The following is an 18,592-nucleotide window of genomic DNA, read 5'->3' on the forward strand; positions in this document are numbered from 1 at the left end:
GGCACAGTGGTAAAGAAAAAATACCATTTGCAGGATTGGGAGATCTCAGGGATGGAGCAGATCGGCTTTCTGCCGCCGAAGCCGGCCGTGTTGTCACGGCGGCGCGAGATCGTCGGGGATCTTCTGGATCTGTTGCCGGAGGGATGCCTGGTGCATGAGCCGCGTGCGCTGGTGCCGTTCGAGACCGACGCCTTCGTTTCCTACCGGCGCGTGCCGCTGGCAGTGGCTCTGCCGGAGACGACCGCCCAGGTCGCAGCCGTGCTGAAATACTGCCATCGCTACGGCATTCCCGTCGTGCCGCGCGGAGCGGGGACATCCTTGTCTGGCGGCGCGATCCCGCAGGAAGACGCCGTCGTTCTGGGGCTGTCCAAGATGGCGCGCATCCTCGAGGTCGACTACGCCAACCGCACGGCCATTGTCCAGGCCGGGGTGACCAACCTTGCCATTTCCGAGGCGGTCTCCGCTGACGGTTATTTCTACGCCCCGGACCCAAGCTCGCAACTCGCCTGCACGATCGGCGGCAACATCGGCATGAACTCCGGCGGCGCCCACTGTCTGAAGTACGGCGTGACCACCAACAACCTGCTCGGCGTGAAGATGGTGCTGGTGGACGGCACGGTGATCGAGCTTGGCGGCAAGGCGCTGGATGCGCCGGGTCTTGACCTGCTCGGTCTCGTCTGCGGTTCCGAAGGCCAGCTCGGCGTCGTCACCGAGGCGACCGTGCGGCTGATTGCCAAGCCCGAGGGCGCCCGGCCGGTGCTGTTCGGCTTCGACAGCTCCGAGGCGGCCGGCGCTTGTGTCGCCGACATCATCGGCGCGGGCATCATCCCGGTCGCGATCGAATTCATGGACAAGCCGGCGATCGAGATCTGCGAGGCCTTTGCCCAGGCCGGGTATCCGATGGACGTCGAGGCGCTGCTGATCGTCGAGGTCGAGGGCTCCGAGGCCGAGATGGATGGCATGCTGGAGAACATCATCGCGATCGCCCGCCGCCACGGCGTCAAGGTCGTCAAGGAGAGCCAGTCGGCCACGCAGGCCGCGCTGATCTGGAAAGGCCGCAAGTCCGCCTTCGGCGCAACAGGGCGGATCGCCGACTACATCTGCATGGACGGCACCGTGCCGCTCAGCCAGCTCTCGAACGTTTTGCGCGGCACCGCCGAGATCGTCGCCCGCCACGGCCTGCGCGTCGCCAACGTCTTCCACGCCGGCGACGGCAACATGCATCCGCTCATCCTTTTCAACGCCAACGACCCCGAGGATGCCGCGCGCGCGGAAGCAGCCGGCAACGACATCCTCAAGCTCTGCGTCGACGCCGGCGGCTGCCTCACCGGCGAGCATGGTGTCGGCATCGAGAAGCGCGACCTGATGCGCCACCAATTCACCGAGGCCGACCTGATCCAGCAGATGGGCGTGCGCGCGGCCTTCGATCCGCAATGGATCCTCAATCCCTCGAAAGTCTTCCCGCTGGAGGGGCGTCCGGACGCATGACCATGATCCATGATCCCTTGTCCGAGGAGGCCGCCTCCCGGATCGTCCGCGCCGCTGCCGCCTCATCCGCACCGCTCGAAATCCGCGGCGGCGGAACGCGCACGCTTCCGCTCGGCCAGGCGAGCCGGGACGTGCTGTCGTCGGCCGGCCTGTCCGGCATCGTCGCGTACAATCCGGCCGAGATGACGATGACCGCGAAGTCCGGCACGCCGCTGGACGAGGTCGCCGCGGCCCTTGCCGAAAGACGGCAGATGCTGGCCTTCGAGCCCCTCGACCTGCGTCCGGTGCTTGGCACGGGCGGAATTCCGACCATCGGTGGGGTCTTTGCGACCAATGCCTCCGGCCCCCGCCGCTTCGTCGCCGGTGCGGCGCGCGACAGCCTTCTCGGCGTCCGCTTCGTCAACGGCACCGGCGAGATCGTCAAGGCCGGCGGACGGGTGATGAAAAACGTTACCGGGCTGGACCTGACCAAGTTGCTGGCTGGCTCGCGCGGCACGCTCGCCTTCCTGACGGAGGTGACGTTCCGGCTGCTGCCCGTTGCGGAAACGGCGGCCACCATCGTCATCTCCGGCCTGAACGATGCGGAAGCCGCAGCGGCGATGGCGACGGCGATGTCGATGTCGGTGGAGGTGTCCGGCGCGGCGCACCTTCCTGAAAGCGTCTGCGGACGGTTCGTCGGCGGCCGTCTGCCCGAGGGAGCGGCGACGGTGCTGCGGATCGAGGGCCTTGCCGCCTCGGTCGCGGTGCGCGCCGAGAAGCTGAAGACGGCGTTGGCATCGTTCGGCGCGATCTCGTCCCTGAATGCCGAAGACACGGGGCTGCTCTGGCGCGAGGTTCGCGACGTCCACCCCTATGCCGACGGCACGGCCCGCCCGGTGTGGCGCGTCTCCGTCGCGCCGACGGCAGGCCACCAGCTCGTCGCAGCCCTCCGTCTGGAAACGGGCGTCGACGCCTATTTCGACTGGCAGGGCGGCTTGGCGTGGTTGCGCATGGAGGCAGATCCGGAAGCCGAACTGGTGCGCCGCTACATCAAGGCGCTCGGGGGTGGGCATGCCACGCTGATGCGGGCGGCGCCGGCGGTGCTGGCCGCGACGCCAGTCTTCCAGCCGCAGGCCGAGGCGATCGAGCTTTTGAGCGCGAGGATCAAGGAAAAGTTCGATCCGGCGGGGACCTTCCTGGGCGTATCGGTGGGCGAGGCGTAGACGATGCAGACCAATTTCACCGCCGAACAGCTTGCCGACCCGCACGTCGCAACCTCCGAGCAGATCCTGCGCAAGTGCGTGCATTGCGGCTTCTGCACCGCCACCTGTCCCACCTATGTGACGCTCGGCAACGAGCTCGACAGCCCGCGCGGCCGCATCTACCTGATCAAGGACATGCTGGAGAACGGCCGGCCGGCCGACGAGCAGGTGGTGACCCACATCGACCGCTGCCTGTCGTGCCTTTCCTGCATGACCACCTGTCCCTCCGGCGTCGACTACATGCATCTGGTCGACCACGCCCGCATGCACATCGAAAACACCTATCGCCGCCCGTTCTGGGATCGGGTCACCCGCAACCTGCTCGCGGCCGTACTGCCCTATCCGCGGCGCTTCCGGCTGGCCCTGCACGCTGCCGCGCTCGGTAGGCCCTTCGCTGGCTTGTTGAAGCGGGTAAAGGGGATGGAACCCTTCGGCGCCATGCTGGATCTGGCGCCGCGGCATGTGCCGAAGCGGTCGTCAAGTGCGCGGCCGGGTACACACCCGGCGGCGGGAACGAAACGCGGCCGGGTCGCGATCCTGTCCGGCTGCGCGCAGCCGGTTCTGAAGCCGGAGATCAACGAGGCGACGATCCGGCTTCTGACCCGCCTCGGCGTCGAGGTCGTGGCGCCGGCCGGCGAGGTCTGCTGCGGTTCTCTCGTGCACCACATGGGCCGCGAGGAGCAGGCGCTCGAGGCAGCGCGCCGCAACGTCGACGTTTGGCTGCGCGAGATGGAAAACGGCGGCCTTGACGCGATCATCGTCACCGCGTCCGGCTGCGGCACGACGATCAAGGACTACGGCTTCATGCTGAGGCTCGATCCGGCCTATGCTGAAAAAGCCGCGAAGGTGTCCGCACTCGCCAGGGACGTGACGGAATATCTCGCCACGCTCGACCTGCCGCCGCAGGAAACGAAGCGTCTCACCGTCGCCTACCACTCCGCCTGTTCGATGCAACACGGCCAGAAGATCACGACGCTGCCGAAAACGCTCCTGAAAAACGCCGGCTTCACCGTGCGCGATCCGGCCGAAGGGCACCTGTGCTGCGGCTCCGCCGGCACTTACAACATCCTGCAGCCGGAAATCTCCGCCAAGCTGAAGGCGCGCAAGGTGAAGAACCTGGAGGCGACGAGGCCGGACGTGATCGCCACCGGCAACATCGGCTGCATCACCCAGATCGCCACCGGCACCGAGGTGCCGATCCTGCACACGGTCGAGCTGCTGGATTGGGCCTATGGCGGCGAGAAGCCGGCGGGGCTGGCCTAGGCGGTCGGAGGTGTGTCTCGGTTCCGCACGCCTGCGTGGGGAGCGAAGACATTCATCTTCCCGCGGCATTTGTTGGAGTTTCTCATGCGTTTACGCAGTCTTGTTTTTCTCGTGAGCCTGACTTCGCTGGCTTCGACGGCCACCGCCCATGCGACCGGCGGCTTTGGCTGCACGATTGACGACGACAATCTGAAGCTCGAGATCGAAAGCGCATTCGGCCACGGCAACGGCGCTCCCCTCCTGAATTTCCGCGGCCAGTTCACCCTCCCGCCGGCGATCGCGCCGAAGGGGCTGGAACGGGTGACGCTGGACCGCGCCAACCTTCCGCAGAACTGGCTCCATCAGGACGAACTGCGCCTGCTGATCTACGTCGAGACTGTTGGCGATCTGCCGTTTGCCTCTACAGAAATCGTGATCATGACGAAGGCGGGTGATGACGACATCGCCTACGATGGCGAATACGAAATGCGACTGTTCACTGCTGCAGGCGAGGGGGAGGCGACCCAGAGACGGGGCAAGGTCAGTTGTTCGGTCGGTTGAGGCCGGACCATTCGCTCGTAAATGTTTGCAGCGCGCAGCCGCAGGCCGCGCGCTGCAAACTGGCAGGGTTTGCCCGCCTCAACCGCCGAAGCTGCCGAAGATCGTGCGCAGCACGTCGACGCCGCGGTCGTCGTAGCTGACCTTGCCCTGCTTGTTGCCGGGGCCGACGACGACCACCTTTGCGCCTAGGTCGGCGCGCTCGTAAAGGTGCTCGACGTCCTTGTTCATCATGCGGATGCAGCCGGACGACATGTTGAGGCCGATCGACCAGGGCTCGTTGGTGCCGTGGATGCGGAACGCCGTGTCATGGCCGGCCTTGCTGTAGAGATAGAGCGCGCGGGCGCCGAGCGGGTTGTTGATGCCGCCTTCCATGTAGGCGGGCAGGATCCGGCCCTTCTTGCGCTCGCGCGCGATCATTTCCGGCGGCGGCGTCCAGCCCGGCCACTCGGCCTTGCGGCCGACCTTGACGACGCCCGACCAGCCGAAACCCTCGCGGCCGACGCCGATGCCGTAACGGATCGCCCGATTCTTGCTTTCGACGAGATAGAGAAACTTGTTGTTGGTATCGACGATGATCGTGCCCGGCCGCTCGTCCGTCACCAGCCGCACCATGCGCCGATGGTACTTTGGCGCGACAGGCTTTTGCTGCGCCACCTGAAGGATGTCGGTGGACGCCACATTAGGCAGTCCGGCCGATCCAGCGGTGAAAGCGTTCGCGGATGCCACCGGCAACACGGATGCGAGCGCGACCCCCGCTGCCAGCAGCATGTGCACCAGTTTCGTCATTTCATCGTCCTCTCGATCCCGAAGTCGCGCGGAGGCTAGCGAAGTTTTGCTGCTTTTCAAGCGGAGCAGCCGCGGACCGAGGTATTGTTGAGGCAGTATAGCACCAGTAATGCGTTGGGTGTTGCCCATGGCACACAGCACAAGGGCGGCACGATTGCCGCCCTTGTCGATAGTTCATCCGTCGATACTGGCTAGTCGGCGAACCGCCGCCTTCGACACCCCGCTCAGATCACGATGACCTTGGTGCCGACATTGACGCGTTCGTAGAGATCGACCACGTCCTCGTTGCGCATGCGGATGCAGCCGGAGGAAACCCCGTAGCCGATCGTCCAGGGGGCATTGGTTCCGTGGATCCGGTACAGCGTCGAGCCGAGATACATGGCGCGCGAACCGAGCGGGTTGGCGGGACCACCTTCCATGAACTCGGGCAGGTATCGACCCTTGGCGGCCTCGCGCGCGATCATTTCCTTCGGCGGCGTCCAGCTCGGCCATTCCTTCTTGGCGGTAACCTTATGAGTGCCGGCCCATTCGAAGCCGGGCTTGCCGACGCCGACGCCGTACCGCCGCGCCTTGCCGCCGTCGAGAACCAAGTAGAGGAAGCGATTGTTGGTGTCGATGACGATCGTACCGGGTTTGTGGGCGCTTTCGTAGTCGACGATTTGCGGCAGGTACATTGGATCGATCTGGGGCCTGGCCGGTTGCGCGCCGTTCACGGCGGCAAGCTGCACGCCGGCGGTGTTCGGATGCACGAACCGCTTTTGCCGTGCCGTCTGGCGAGTGTCGGGCCTGCGCGTCGAGACGGCCGGCCGGACGCCCTGGCCGCTCAGTTGCATGACCCAGGGCGCGGTGAGGTCAGGGCTGACGACCACCGGTGGCCGACTGGCGTAGCGGTCGCTCGCCTCAGCCACCGGAATGGCGCAAAGAAGGCTGGCGGAAAGCAGAAGGGATTTTCTCAGCATGGGGCGTACTCTCAACCTTTCGCCGGACATGATGGTCCGTCACCCGGATGGGCGGCGGAATGTCGAACGCAAATGCGCGCCATCTTGGCGCATCGTCCGCGATGCTCGCACCTGGCCGGAAGCGAAAGGTAAATTCCCGTTCATTAAATGGCACTGGAACCATGAAAGCTTCGGGTAGGGTTATTGTCGCCTTTCCGAATCTGGTTGATGAATGGTAAAGGGGAACAAAGAGGAAACACGGAGAGCGAAATGACAGAGAAAGGCATTGTCACGGGCGAGGATGGTCGGCAGCGTTGCGCCTGGCACGGCAACCTGGAGGATTACCGCCGGTATCACGATGCGGAATGGGGGCGTCCAGTCACCGATGACGTTCGCCTGTTCGAGAAGATCTGTCTTGAGGGTTTTCAGTCCGGCCTGTCCTGGCTGACGATCCTGCGCAAGCGCGAGAACTTCCGTGCCGCCTTCGCCGGCTTCGACTTCGACCGGGTGGCCGCCTTCGGTGACGACGACATCGCCCGCTGCCTTGCCGATCCCGGCATCGTGCGCCATCGCGGCAAGATCGTCTCCACCATCAACAATGCCCGCCGGGCGCAGGACATGCGTGCCGAATTCGGTTCGCTGGCGAGCTATTTCTGGAGCCACGAGCCGCCGGCCGGGGAACGGCCGGCCGTCATGGACTATGAGACGCTGATCGCCAATCCGAGCACGCCGACCTCCGTGCGGATCTCCAAGGACCTGAAGAAGCGCGGCTGGACCTTCGTCGGGCCGACCACCGTCTATGCCTTCATGCAGGCGATGGGGCTGGTCAACGATCACCTCTCGGGGTGCTACTGCCAACCGGAGGTCGAACGCCTCCGCCAGGCAATGGACAGACCGGCCAGGATCGCGTCCGTGCGCTAAGAAGCCGTGCCGTCGACGGCAGTTGCGGTTTTAATTTCTGTGGGACGAACGTCGTCGTTTCAACCGGGTTTGTCGGATCGCGTGTATTTTGCGGCGAATCATGTATCGTTCCGGTTGCGGAGCGCTCAGATCAACCGGGAAGTTTTTGCGTTTCCAGCCCGGGTGCACCGTTCAGTGCTGAATGATTTGGCCAGCGGGGACGTCATGGCGCAAGACGGAAACAGACTTGAGGTTTGGGCCTGCAACAAGGCTCAGGAAATCGTTCTGCGCGAGGGGTTCGACCTCATCCGCTCGGCACGAACCGGCAGCAGCATTGAAATTCGACAGCACAGCCTGACCCTGGCCAAGGCAATCGCGGCTTCGCTGCTCGAGGCATCGGCTGCGACCGATAAGCAGTTTACCTCTGCGGGGGAATGACCAGCCGGCCTGCGATCGAGCCCGGCTGCAGCTGCGCCGGGCCCGTCGCCCTTGCTGTTACTTGGCGTTCTTTTCCAGCCAGGCCTTCATCATCTCGATTTCGCCTTCCTGGGCCTTGATCACGTCTTCGGCCAATTTGCGCATGGCCGGGTCCTTGCCGTATTCGAGCTCGATCCTCGCCATGTCGATTGCGCCTTGGTGATGGGCGATCATGCCGCGGGCGAAGTCGACGTCGGCATTGCCGCTGAACTCGATGTCCATTCCGGCATGCATCCTGGCGTTGGCCTCGGCGAAGGCCTTGCTGGAGGGTCCGTTGTCCCCCTTCGGCTCGGCCACCTGCATGGTGCTGCCGTTCGACATCTGATGGCTGGAGTGGTCCTGCGCAAAGGCGGGGAGCGCGAAAGAGAGCGCCAGGGCTAGGCCCGGTGCGACGTATCTGATGGTCATTGGAGTGTCCTATCTGAATGGGATGTCTGCGGGGCAGCGCCCCGTGTGGCAAGGTTCGTCAGAAGGCGGGGCTTCGGGGTGGTGGTTCCAGCGGCAGGACATATCCGCCGGTCAATGTGTCGCTGATCGCGACGGGGCGGGTTGGGCGAACCAGCGGCGGTGCGATCCGCGCCGCCTCGGCCACAACGGCAAAACAGGCCGAGCACAGCAGCGGGTGCACCGCCTTGTGCTTCTGGTCGCCGTGATGGGCGTGCTCGTTGTCGGCCCTATAATCGGCGTGTTCGCTTGCCACCGCGGCCGCGTGCAGCGACGCTGCCATAGCGGGCGTCCAGCCGGCCAGGAGGGCGGCGACAAAGGCCAGGATCACGAACAATCTTCTCACGTCGCTGATGTAGGACGGCAATCTGGAGGTGAAAAGTCCCCGACCGGCTTTTTTCGGCGGGTTCCGAGTGTGATCGCCGGCACTCTCATCCCGCGGATCGCGGCTCCGGCATCTGCGGTCGCCCTTGCCGCACCCGGCCCAATCCGCTAGGGAAGCCTCCAAAAGCGATATCAGCATTTTTGGGCGCCCCGATGAGCGAAAAGCAGAAGAAACCGCAGAAACTGAAGGCCCGCCTGCCGCGCGGCTTCGTCGACCGTTCCGCCGCCGATATTCGCGCCGTCGACGAGATGACGGCAAAAATCCGCGAGGTCTACGAACGCTATGGTTTCGACCCGGTCGAGACGCCTTTGTTCGAATATACCGATGCGCTCGGCAAGTTTTTGCCCGACAGCGACCGCCCGAACGAGGGCGTGTTCTCGCTGCAGGACGACGACGACCAGTGGATGTCGCTTCGCTACGACCTGACGGCGCCGCTCGCCCGCCATGTGGCCGAGAATTTCAACGAGATCCAGCTGCCCTACCGCACCTATCGCGCCGGCTATGTCTTCCGCAACGAGAAGCCGGGACCGGGGCGTTTCCGGCAGTTCATGCAGTTCGATGCCGACACCGTCGGCGCCGCCGGCGTCCAGGCGGACGCCGAGATGTGCATGATGATGGCCGACACGATGGAGGCGCTCGGCATCAGGCGCGGCGACTACGTCATCCGCGTCAACAACCGCAAGGTCCTCGACGGGGTGATGGAAGCGATCGGCCTCGGCGGCGACGACAAGGCCAATGCCCGCCTGACCGTGCTGCGCGCCATCGACAAGCTGGACAAGTTTGGCCCCGAGGGCGTGCGCCTGCTGCTCGGCGAAGGCCGCAAGGACGAGAGCGGCGATTTTACCAAGGGTGCCGGGCTCGGCGCCGAGCAGATCGAGAAGGTACTCTTCTTTGTCGGTATCAAGGACTACCTCGAGAGCGCGGACCACCTGGCTGAACTTGTCGCCGGAACCGCCAAGGGACCGGAAGGCGTGGATGAACTCAACCAGATCGCCCATCTGGTGACGTCCGCCGGTTACGAGTCTGACCGCATCAAGATCGACCCTTCGGTCGTCCGTGGTCTCGAATATTACACCGGCCCGGTCTTCGAGGCGGAGCTGCAGTTCGCGGTCACCAACGAGAAGGGCGAGAAGGTCGTGTTCGGCTCCGTCGGCGGCGGCGGCCGCTATGACGGGCTCGTCTCGCGGTTCATGGGCCAGCCGGTGCCGGCGACGGGTTTCTCGATCGGCGTTTCGCGCCTGATGACGGCGCTGAAAAACCTCGGCAAGCTCGGGCAGGACGAGGTGGTGGCACCGGTGCTCGTCACCGTCATGGACGGCGACGCCGAGAGCATGGGCCGCTATCAGCGCTTCACCCAGGCTTTGCGGGCTGCCGGCATCCGCGCCGAGATGTACCAGGGCAACTGGAAGAAGTTCGGCAACCAGCTGAAATACGCCGACCGCCGCGGCTGCCCGATCGCCATCATCCAGGGTGGCGACGAGCGCGCGCTCGGCGTCGTGCAGATCAAGGACCTGATCGAGGGCAAGCGGCTTGCCGGCGACATCGAGGACAACGTCACCTGGCGCGAGGCGCGCGTGGCGCAGGTGGTGGTTTCGGAAGAAGACATGATCCAGCGCGTGCGCGAGATCTTGGCCCACCAGGCCGACGATCGTAGCCGGGCGGGCAGGGGCTGAGGGAAGGCGTTTAATGCCGCTGATCAATCTCCCGACCTTCGCCCCCGACCTGCTCGCCGATTTCGCCAGCCTGGGCACGGAGCGTGTCGACACGCCGGTGATCCAGCCGGCCGAACCGTTTCTCGACATGGCCGGCGAGGATCTGCGCCGGCGCATCTTCATGACCGAGAGCGAGACCGGGCAGAGCCTGTGCCTGCGGCCGGAATTCACGATTCCTGTCTGTCTGCGCCATATCGAGACCGCGACCGGGACGCCCCGGCGCTACGCCTATCTCGGCGAGGTGTTCCGCCAGCGGCGCGAGGGCGCGAACGAGTTCTATCAGGCCGGCATCGAGGATCTGGGCGAAGGCGACGTTGCCCGCGCCGATGCGCGCGCCGTCCATGATGCGCTGTTCGTGCTCGGCAACCGGCTGCCTGGGCGCACGTTCCGCGTCGTGCTTGGGGACCAGAGCGTCTTCGAGGCGGTCGTGGCCGCCTGCGGGCTGCCTTCGGGCTGGCAGAAGCGCCTGATCCATGCTTTCGGCAATCAGGATCGGCTGCGCAAGCTCCTGTCGGAGCTGTCGGAGCCCGTCACGAAGGGGGTGTTCGGTCCGGAGGTCGAACGCCTGGCGGGCCTTGGCCTCATCGAGGACGAGGCGGCGCTTGCCCGCCACATCGACGAGACGATGCAGGCGACGGGCTACTCGACCAACGCCAGCCGCAGCCCGGTCGATATTGCCCGGCGTCTTCGCGAGAAGATGACGCTGGCGAGCACCCGCCTGGACGCCGGCACGCTGGACACCCTTCGTGCCTTTCTTGCCATCGAAGCACCCTTTGCGGATGCACCCAAGGTCCTGTTCGATTTTGCCCGCACGGCTGGCCTTGCCATCGACGAGGCGCTGCCGCGGTTTGAGGCCCGGGCGAAGGCGCTGGCCGACGCGGGCGTCGATCCGGCGTCGATCACCTACCGCAGCGCGTTCGGCCGGCCGCTCGACTATTACACCGGCCTCGTCTTCGAGATCACCGCCAACGGCAATCCGGCGGTGCTGGCCGGCGGGGGGCGTTTCGACCGGCTAATGACGCTGCTCGGAGCGACGACGCGCATCCCGGCCGTGGGCTTTTCGCTTTGGCTCGACCGTATCGAACAGGCGATTTCGGAAGGTGCCTCCGCATGACCATCACCATCGCGCTTCCTTCCAAGGGCCGCATGAAGGAGGACGCCTCGGAGATCTTTTCCAGGGCGGGCTTCACGATCACCTCTGTCGGCAACGACCGCTCGTATCGCGGACGCGTTGAAGGCCGCGACGACATCGAGATCGCCTTCCTCTCAGCGTCGGAAATCTCCCGCGAGATCGGCAACGGTTCGATCGATTTCGGTGTCACCGGCGAGGATCTGGTGCGCGAGGGCCTGGCTGAGGCCGACGCCCGCGTCGAGTTCTGTGCCCGCCTCGGCTTCGGCCACGCCGACGTCGTCGTCGCGGTGCCGGAAATCTGGCTCGACGTCGACACCATGGCCGATCTCGGCGACGTGGCCGCTGATTTCCGCGCCCGCCATGGCCGCCGCCTGACAATCGCGACCAAATACTGGCGGCTGACGCAGCAGTTCTTTTCCGGCAACCATGGCATCCAGCTCTATCGCATCGTCGAGAGCCTCGGCGCCACCGAAGGTGCGCCGGCCTCGGGCTCGGCCGACATCATCGTCGACATCACCTCGACCGGCTCGACGCTTCATGCCAACCACTTGAAGATACTGTCCGATGGCGTGATCTTGAAATCCGAGGCCTGCCTCGTGCGCGCCCGCAAGCCGGAGCATGCGGCAAATCCGGTGGTGGCGGAGATCATCCAGGCGGTCCGCAAGGTTCTTTGATAGGGGGACTGGCCCGGGCAGAAGCCGCAACCTATGTAGGGGGCTCCGATCAAAAAAGGAGTTGTCCGTTGGCTGACCTTTCCACCTTCCCGATCACCAACAAGTGGCCCGCAAAGAACCCCGATATCATCCAGCTCTATTCGCTGCCGACTCCGAATGGCGTGAAGATCTCCATTGCGCTGGAAGAACTCGGCCTGCCTTACGAGACTCACCGCGTCGATTTCGGGGCCAACGAACAGAAGTCTCCGGAGTTCGAGTCCCTCAATCCGAACGGCCGCATCCCGGCGCTGATCGATCCGAACGGTCCCGATGGCAAGCCGATCGGTCTGTTCGAGTCCGGTGCGATCCTCTACTATCTCGCCGAGAAGACGGGCAAGCTGATCCCCGGCGATGCCGCGGGCCGCTACGAGACGCTGTGCTGGGTGATGTTCCAGATGGGCGGCGTCGGGCCGATGTTCGGCCAGTTCGGCCATTTCTACAAATATGCCGCCGAGAAGGTCGCCAACAATTCCTATCCGATGGAGCGCTATCGCGACGAGGCCAAGCGGCTGCTCGGCGTGATGGAGGGCCGGTTGAAGAACCGGCAGTGGATCATGGGCGACACCTACACGATCGCCGACATCGCGCTGTTCCCGTGGGTGCGCGGTGTGGATGTGTTCTACGGCGGCCGAGACGTCATCGGCTTCGACGATTTCCCAGCCGTGATGGACTGGCTGGAGCGCTGCCTCGCCCGTCCGGCCTCAAGCAGGGGTATCGACGTCCCCGCCAAGGAGTGACGCGCCGCGCGATCGCGCGGCGCGGCGGCGCGTTGACGCCGCCGGTCGCCGCGCGCTACCTCTGACGAAACGCAGCAACGCAGGAACAGCATCGTGACCGGAAGATTGGTAGTCGTCGGCGGCGGCCAGGCCGCGTTTGCGCTGGTTGCAAAACTGCGGGCGCTGAAGGACATGCGCCCGATCACGATCGTCAGCGCCGAAGCGAGCCTGCCCTACCAGCGCCCGCCGCTTTCGAAGAAATACCTCCTCGGCGAGGCCGATCTCAGCCGGCTGCAGTTCCGCCCCGAAAGCTGGTATCCGGAAAACCACGTCGAGCTCAGGCTTTCGACGGAGGTGACCTCGATCGACCGGACGGCCAAGACCGTCACGCTGTCCGACGGATCCACGATCGACTATGAGCACCTGGCGCTTGCGACGGGTGCGAGGCCCCGCCGGCTTCCCGCAGAGATCGGTGGCGACCTGACGGGCGTCTACACCGTGCGCGACTATCTCGATGCCGACCGGCTCGGGCTCGAGATGACCGAGGGGCGCAAGGCGTTGATCGTCGGTGGCGGCTATATCGGCTTGGAGGCGGCCGCGGTCGCCCACGGCAGGGGACTCGGCGTCACCGTCATCGAGATGGCCGACCGGATCCTCCAGCGCGTCGCCTCGCCGGCGACCGCGACGATCCTCAAGGCGATCCACACTGCCCGTGGCGTCGATGTCCGCGAGAAGACGGGCCTCGTCCGCCTCCTTGGCGAAAACGGCCGCGTCACCGGGGCGGAACTCTCGGATGGGACGGTCCTTCCCGCCGACATCGTCATCGTCGGGATCGGCATCACGCCGAACGATCAACTGGCGCGCGACGCCGGCCTCGAGGTCTCGAACGGCATTGTCGTCGACGCGTTTGCCCGCACCTCCGACCCGGCGATCTTTGCGATGGGCGACTGCGCGATCCTGCCCTTCGAGGGCAAGATGGTCCGGCTGGAATCCGTGCAAAACGCCGTCGACCAGGCGGAGGCCGCCGCCGCCGTCATCGCTGGCGGCGATGAGCCCTACGTGCCGAAGCCGTGGTTCTGGTCGGATCAGTACGATGTGAAGCTGCAGATTGCCGGCTTCTGCATGGGCTATGACGACACGCTGGTCCGGCCGGGCCCACGGGAGGGAAGCGTGTCGGTCTGGTATTTCCGCGAGGGGCGTTTCATCGCTGTTGACGCGGTCAACGACGCAAAGGCCTATGTGGTCGGCAAGAAGCTGCTTGAGCTCGGCCGCAGCCCGGATCGGGCGCAGCTCGAGGATCCCGCCTTGGATCTGAAGACGCTGACACTTTGACCGACCCGGTCACTGCGACATGAAGCAGTGGCCGACGCGGTCGAGCTGGAAGCGCGGAAAAAAGAACACGCCGATGATCGTGCCCGCATAGCGCTGCTCGAGGCCGGTCGATTCGCCGATGCAGAACACCGGTTGGCGCGGTGCGCCCGTCACGTTGATGATCGTCGAAAAGCAGAAGTTCGAAGATGCCGTCGCCGCCTGCTCGAACAGCTCAAGCACGCGGCCTCGATCCTGCGGCTCATAGCAGCGCACGAGGTTGAGAAGGCCGCAATTGCGCTGGTCCAGCCCGTGCAATCGCGCAGCTTTGTCACCCAAATGAAAGAGGCCGTTCGACAGGTCGCCCGTCCAGCGCTCAGTGATGCAGTATTGCGTCAGCAGCTCATTGTCCGAGGAATCGAAAGAGACGGAATTGGGTACGAATGGCGAAGCGAAAGCGGTCTTGGCAATCTTGAACACATCTAACCCCAACCGGCAGGTCCGGCTCGACCACTGATACCGCCTTGTCGCCGCGGCAGTGCAAGCAAAATCATCGTCCCGGGTGAGCTGCGGCTTCACCCAATTTCTATCACGACCCCTGTCCGGCGCTTGGAGAGAGGCCCGTGAACTGTGGTCCGCCGGCGGGCCCACGATCCTGCCGGCAACTCCACTATGATCGGTCGCTTTATGATTTCAACGGGCAGTTTGGCGCACGGTTAACGCGCTACCGCTCCGTGTCATTCTACCGGCTGCTCCCCTCGCCAGTCTATCGCTCGCTTGAGGGGCTTCTATACTGCGTTTTCTGCAATCGGCAAGAACGCGGACTGAAATAGATCAGTTCCCGCAAGTTAAATTCGGCCATAGAAGTGGCAAACATCAACAAAAAGGGCGGCCCGAAGGCCGCCCTCTGTATGCCTTAGACTTTCGTCTAATTACATCATTCCGTCCATGCCCATGCCGCCCATGCCGCCCGGCATGCCGCCCGCAGCTTCCTTCTTCGGCAGCTCGGCGATCATGGCTTCGGTGGTGACGAGCAGGCCGGCAACCGAGGCTGCGTCCTGCAGCGCGGTGCGGACGACCTTGACCGGGTCGACGATGCCCATGGCGATCATGTCGCCATACTCGCCGGTCTGGGCGTTGTAGCCGAAGTTGTCGTCGTTCTTGTCGAGGATCTTGCCGACAACGATCGAGGCTTCGTCACCAGCGTTCTCGGCGATCTGGCGGGCCGGAGCCTGCAGCGCGCGACGAACGATGTTGATACCGGCTTCCTGATCGTCATTGACGCCCTTGACGGTGATCTTGACGGAAGAGCGCAGCAGGGCAACGCCGCCGCCCGGTACGATGCCTTCCTGAACGGCCGCACGGGTCGCGTTCAGAGCGTCGTCGATGCGGTCCTTCTTTTCCTTCACTTCGACTTCCGTCGAGCCGCCGACGCGGATGACGGCAACGCCGCCAGCGAGCTTGGCCAGGCGTTCCTGCAGCTTCTCGCGGTCGTAGTCGGAGGTGGTCTCTTCGATCTGGGCCTTGATCTGCGCGACGCGGCCTTCGATCTCGGCCTTCTGGCCGGCACCGTCGACGATCGTCGTGTTTTCCTTGGAGATCGAAACCTTCTTCGCACGGCCGAGCATGTCGAGCGTGACGTTTTCGAGCTTGATGCCGAGGTCTTCGGAGATCACCGTGCCGCCCGTGAGGATGGCGATGTCTTCGAGCATGGCCTTGCGGCGATCGCCGAAGCCCGGAGCCTTGACGGCAGCGATCTTCAGGCCGCCACGCAGCTTGTTGACGACGAGCGTTGCGAGTGCTTCGCCTTCGACGTCCTCAGCGATGATGACGAGCGGCTTGCCGGTCTGGACGACGGCTTCGAGAACCGGGAGCATCGCCTGCAGGTTGGAGAGCTTCTTCTCGTGCAGGAGAACGTAGGCGTCTTCGAGATCGGCCACCATCTTTTCCGGGTTGGTCACGAAGTAGGGCGACAGGTAGCCGCGGTCGAACTGCATGCCTTCGACGACTTCGAGTTCGGTTTCGGCGGTCTTGGCTTCTTCAACCGTGATGACGCCTTCGTTGCCGACCTTCTGCATGGCTTCTGCAATGTCGAGGCCGATCTGGCGCTCGCCGTTTGCGGAAATCGTGCCGACCTGGGCAACTTCTTCGGAAGTGTTGATCTTCTTGGCCTTGGCCTGCAGATCCTTGACGACTTCGTTGACAGCGAGGTCGATGCCGCGCTTCAGGTCCATCGGGTTCATGCCGGCAGCAACGGCCTTGGCGCCTTCGCGAACGATCGCCTGGGCCAGAACGGTTGCGGTGGTGGTGCCGTCACCGGCGATGTCGTTGGTCTTCGAAGCGACTTCGCGGACCATCTGGGCGCCCATGTTCTCGAACTTGTCTTCGAGTTCGATTTCCTTGGCGACGGAAACGCCGTCCTTGGTGATGCGCGGCGCGCCGAAGGACTTGTCGATGATGACGTTACGACCCTTCGGGCCGAGCGTGACCTTCACTGCGTCTGCGAGGATGTCGACGCCACGCAGCATCTTTTCGCGCGCGGTGCGGCCGAACTTGATTTCTTTGGCTGCCATTTTCAAAACTCCTGGTTTCGAAAAGCCGGATGACCCGGCTGGGATTTAGGGAAGGTACGGGGAAAACCGGCGATCAGCCGATGATGCCCATGATGTCGGCTTCCTTCATGATCAGAAGGTCTTCGCCGTTGAGCTTGACTTCGGTGCCCGACCACTTGCCGAACAGGACGCGATCGCCGACCTTGACGTCGAGAGCGATGATCTTGCCGCTTTCGTCACGAGCGCCCGAACCGACGGCAACGATTTCGCCTTCCTGCGGCTTTTCCTTTGCGGTGTCCGGAATGATGATGCCGCCCTTGGTCTTTTCCTCGGACTCGACGCGACGTACGACGACGCGGTCGTGCAGCGGACGGAAGTTGGTGCTTGCCATTGTCTAATCCCTCGATCAAATGACATGTCCGGATCGGGACCGATCCGGTTGGATGGGTGTTAGCACTCGCCGTTGGTGAGTGCCAGCGAATTCGAGATAGGCGTGGAGCCGGGGCGAGTCAAGAAACGGCCTTCAAAAATCTTTCGTACAGTTTGGTTACCACGCGACCATGACACCCGTGACAAACGACCTGCCAAAAAAAGCCGTACCGCCGCATCCCTCCTTTCGCGAGGCGCTCGCCGTCTGGGCCAAGATCGGTCTTTTGAGTTTCGGCGGCCCCGCCGGCCAGATCGCGCTGATGCACAAGGAACTGGTCGACGAGCGCCGCTGGATCTCGGAGAGCCGGTTCCTGCATGCACTGAACTACTGCATGCTGCTGCCGGGCCCGGAGGCCCAGCAGCTTGCGGTTTATATTGGCTGGCTCCTGCATGGCACGCGCGGCGGGATCGTGGCGGGGACGCTGTTCGTCCTGCCTGGTTTCCTCGTCATCTGCGCCCTGTCGGCGGCCTATGCGCTGTTCCAGCGAACCGATTGGCTGCAGAACCTGTTCTTCGGCCTGAAGGCCGCGGTGCTGGCGATCGTGCTCGAGGCACTGGTTCGGGTTGCAAGCCGCGCCCTGAAAACCCCGTTCACGCGCCTGCTGGCGGCGGTCGCCTTCATCTGCCTGTTCTTCCTTGCGCTGCCGTTTCCGCTGGTCATCGCCGCCGCAGGGATCTGCGGCTATCTTGTCGCGCGAACGTCGCCGGGGCTCCTGCAGCCGCCGGTCGGTCACAAGGCGCACGCGCCGGACATGCCTTCCGTGATTGGCGACGCGTTCCCCGACAGGCGACGCAGATTCGGCGCGACCGTCGGCATCGTCATAGCCGGTGCCGTCCTCTGGGCGGCGCCCTTCGTCGTCCTGATGCTTCTCCCGGAGGGACCGGGTGCCTTTGCCGCCATCGGCGTCTTCTTCTCAAAGATGGCGGTCGTCACCTTCGGCGGCGCCTATGCGGTGCTCGCCTATGTCGCCCAGCAGGCGGTCGAGACCTATCACTGGCTGAAGCCGGGCGAGATGCTGGACGGGCTGGCGCTGGCAGAGACGACGCCGGGGCCGCTGGTTCTCGTCCTTTCCTTCGTCGGCTTCCTTGCCGCTTTCCGCGATACGGCAGGGCTCGATCCGCTCGCAGCAGGCCTGCTGGGGGCGTTTCTCACCACCTGGGTCACCTTCGTTCCCTGTTTCCTGTGGATCTTCCTCGGCGCGCCTTACGTGGAGCGCCTTCGTGCCAATGCAGCGCTGTCAGGGGCGCTTGCGGCGATCTCCGCCGCCGTCGTCGGCGTCATCCTCAATCTGGCGGTGTGGTTCGGTCTGCACGTGCTCTTTCGCGAAGTCGGCAGCTTGCGGCTTGGCCCGATCTCGATGGCGCTGCCGGAGCCGGGCTCGCTCGACGCGCTCTCCCTTCTCCTGACGGTCGCTGCGGCCGTGATGCTGTTCCGGCTACGCCTCGGCATCGTCTACACGCTGCTTGTCTGTGCGGTGGCGGGGTTCGCCCTCAACGCGCTCATTTAGTCGCGGCGGTGGCAAAATTGTCGGCAGGCCCTTGTTTTCTCGATCCGGCTTTGCGATGTC

The 18,592-nt window shown here is 64.4% G+C and carries 19 protein-coding genes; 12 read left to right on the top strand and 7 right to left on the bottom strand.

Annotated features, from left to right (window positions below; all coding sequences use genetic code 11):
• Positions 1-51: 51 nt before the first annotated feature.
• From JNC62_RS00765 to JNC62_RS00780, 4 genes are all read left to right on the top strand, one after another.
• Complete coding sequence (locus JNC62_RS00765; protein ID WP_374834999.1) at positions 52-1,488, top strand: FAD-linked oxidase C-terminal domain-containing protein; 1,437 nt, start codon at positions 52-54, stop codon at positions 1,486-1,488.
• On the top strand, positions 1,485-2,690 hold the full coding sequence (locus tag JNC62_RS00770; protein WP_374835001.1) for an FAD-binding protein: 1,206 nt from the start codon (positions 1,485-1,487) through the stop codon (positions 2,688-2,690). The genes JNC62_RS00765 and JNC62_RS00770 overlap by 4 nt, the downstream gene beginning before the upstream one ends.
• A 3-nt stretch (positions 2,691-2,693) precedes the next feature.
• Positions 2,694-3,992, top strand: a complete 1,299-nt coding sequence (glcF, locus tag JNC62_RS00775; protein ID WP_374835003.1) for a glycolate oxidase subunit GlcF — start codon at positions 2,694-2,696, stop codon at positions 3,990-3,992.
• Positions 3,993-4,076: 84 nt separating this feature from the next.
• Positions 4,077-4,532, top strand: coding sequence for a hypothetical protein (locus JNC62_RS00780; protein WP_374835005.1), 456 nt, complete (start codon positions 4,077-4,079; stop codon positions 4,530-4,532).
• Positions 4,533-4,610: 78 nt separating this feature from the next.
• On the opposite strand, the gene JNC62_RS00785 is transcribed toward JNC62_RS00780, so the two are convergent.
• The gene (locus tag JNC62_RS00785; protein WP_374835007.1) at positions 4,611-5,318 is read right to left on the bottom strand and encodes a L,D-transpeptidase; all 708 of its coding nucleotides are present in this window, start codon (positions 5,316-5,318) and stop codon (positions 4,611-4,613) included.
• Positions 5,319-5,542: 224 nt separating this feature from the next.
• On the bottom strand, positions 5,543-6,277 hold the full coding sequence (locus JNC62_RS00790) for a L,D-transpeptidase (RefSeq protein ID WP_374835009.1): 735 nt from the start codon (positions 6,275-6,277) through the stop codon (positions 5,543-5,545).
• 249 nt (positions 6,278-6,526) lie between these two features.
• Here JNC62_RS00790 and JNC62_RS00795 point away from each other — a divergent pair, with 249 nt between their 5' ends.
• Both JNC62_RS00795 and JNC62_RS00800 read left to right on the top strand, forming a co-directional pair.
• Positions 6,527-7,177, top strand: a complete 651-nt coding sequence (locus tag JNC62_RS00795; protein WP_374835011.1) for a DNA-3-methyladenine glycosylase I — start codon at positions 6,527-6,529, stop codon at positions 7,175-7,177.
• 204 nt (positions 7,178-7,381) lie between these two features.
• The gene (locus tag JNC62_RS00800) at positions 7,382-7,594 is read left to right on the top strand and encodes a hypothetical protein (protein ID WP_374835013.1); all 213 of its coding nucleotides are present in this window, start codon (positions 7,382-7,384) and stop codon (positions 7,592-7,594) included.
• 57 nt (positions 7,595-7,651) lie between these two features.
• Here the strand turns inward: JNC62_RS00800 and copM are convergent, their stop codons facing one another.
• Positions 7,652-8,041, bottom strand: a complete 390-nt coding sequence (gene copM, locus JNC62_RS00805) for a CopM family metallochaperone (RefSeq protein ID WP_374835015.1) — start codon at positions 8,039-8,041, stop codon at positions 7,652-7,654.
• 58 nt (positions 8,042-8,099) lie between these two features.
• Complete coding sequence (locus JNC62_RS00810; protein WP_374835016.1) at positions 8,100-8,414, bottom strand: hypothetical protein; 315 nt, start codon at positions 8,412-8,414, stop codon at positions 8,100-8,102.
• 200 nt (positions 8,415-8,614) lie between these two features.
• Here JNC62_RS00810 and hisS point away from each other — a divergent pair, with 200 nt between their 5' ends.
• The 5 genes from hisS to JNC62_RS00835 all read left to right on the top strand — a co-directional run bounded on the left by hisS (position 8,615) and on the right by JNC62_RS00835 (position 14,067).
• Positions 8,615-10,135: a histidine--tRNA ligase gene (gene hisS / locus JNC62_RS00815; RefSeq protein WP_374835018.1), complete on the top strand. Its 1,521-nt coding sequence runs from the start codon at positions 8,615-8,617 to the stop codon at positions 10,133-10,135.
• A 13-nt stretch (positions 10,136-10,148) separates the two neighbouring features.
• A complete protein-coding gene (locus tag JNC62_RS00820; protein WP_374835020.1) occupies positions 10,149-11,288 on the top strand; it encodes an ATP phosphoribosyltransferase regulatory subunit in 1,140 nt (379 codons plus the stop codon).
• Positions 11,285-11,980, top strand: coding sequence for an ATP phosphoribosyltransferase (gene hisG / locus JNC62_RS00825; RefSeq protein ID WP_374835022.1), 696 nt, complete (start codon positions 11,285-11,287; stop codon positions 11,978-11,980). Before JNC62_RS00820 ends, hisG begins: the two co-directional genes overlap by 4 nt.
• A gap of 68 nt (positions 11,981-12,048) precedes the next feature.
• Positions 12,049-12,756 (top strand): glutathione binding-like protein, encoded by a 708-nt coding sequence (locus JNC62_RS00830; protein ID WP_374835024.1) that lies wholly within the window; start codon positions 12,049-12,051, stop codon positions 12,754-12,756.
• Positions 12,757-12,849: 93 nt separating this feature from the next.
• Positions 12,850-14,067: an NAD(P)/FAD-dependent oxidoreductase gene (locus JNC62_RS00835; RefSeq protein ID WP_374835026.1), complete on the top strand. Its 1,218-nt coding sequence runs from the start codon at positions 12,850-12,852 to the stop codon at positions 14,065-14,067.
• A 9-nt stretch (positions 14,068-14,076) separates the two neighbouring features.
• Here the strand turns inward: JNC62_RS00835 and JNC62_RS00840 are convergent, their stop codons facing one another.
• The 3 genes from JNC62_RS00840 to groES form a co-directional block, all read right to left on the bottom strand.
• Positions 14,077-14,622: a hypothetical protein gene (locus JNC62_RS00840; RefSeq protein ID WP_374835028.1), complete on the bottom strand. Its 546-nt coding sequence runs from the start codon at positions 14,620-14,622 to the stop codon at positions 14,077-14,079.
• Positions 14,623-14,975: 353 nt separating this feature from the next.
• Positions 14,976-16,616 carry a chaperonin GroEL gene (gene groL, locus JNC62_RS00845; RefSeq protein ID WP_374835030.1) on the bottom strand — a complete coding sequence of 547 codons (1,641 nt, stop codon included), beginning with the start codon at positions 16,614-16,616 and terminating at the stop codon, positions 14,976-14,978.
• A 73-nt stretch (positions 16,617-16,689) separates the two neighbouring features.
• Positions 16,690-16,986, bottom strand: coding sequence for a co-chaperone GroES (gene groES / locus JNC62_RS00850; RefSeq protein WP_374835031.1), 297 nt, complete (start codon positions 16,984-16,986; stop codon positions 16,690-16,692).
• 169 nt (positions 16,987-17,155) lie between these two features.
• On the opposite strand from groES, the gene chrA reads away from it, so the two are divergent.
• Positions 17,156-18,532, top strand: a complete 1,377-nt coding sequence (gene chrA / locus JNC62_RS00855) for a chromate efflux transporter (protein WP_374835033.1) — start codon at positions 17,156-17,158, stop codon at positions 18,530-18,532.
• Positions 18,533-18,592: the final 60 nt, after the last annotated feature.

The sequence above is a fragment of the Mycoplana ramosa genome (assembly GCF_041930185.1).
GTDB lineage: Bacteria > Pseudomonadota > Alphaproteobacteria > Rhizobiales > Rhizobiaceae > Mycoplana > Mycoplana ramosa.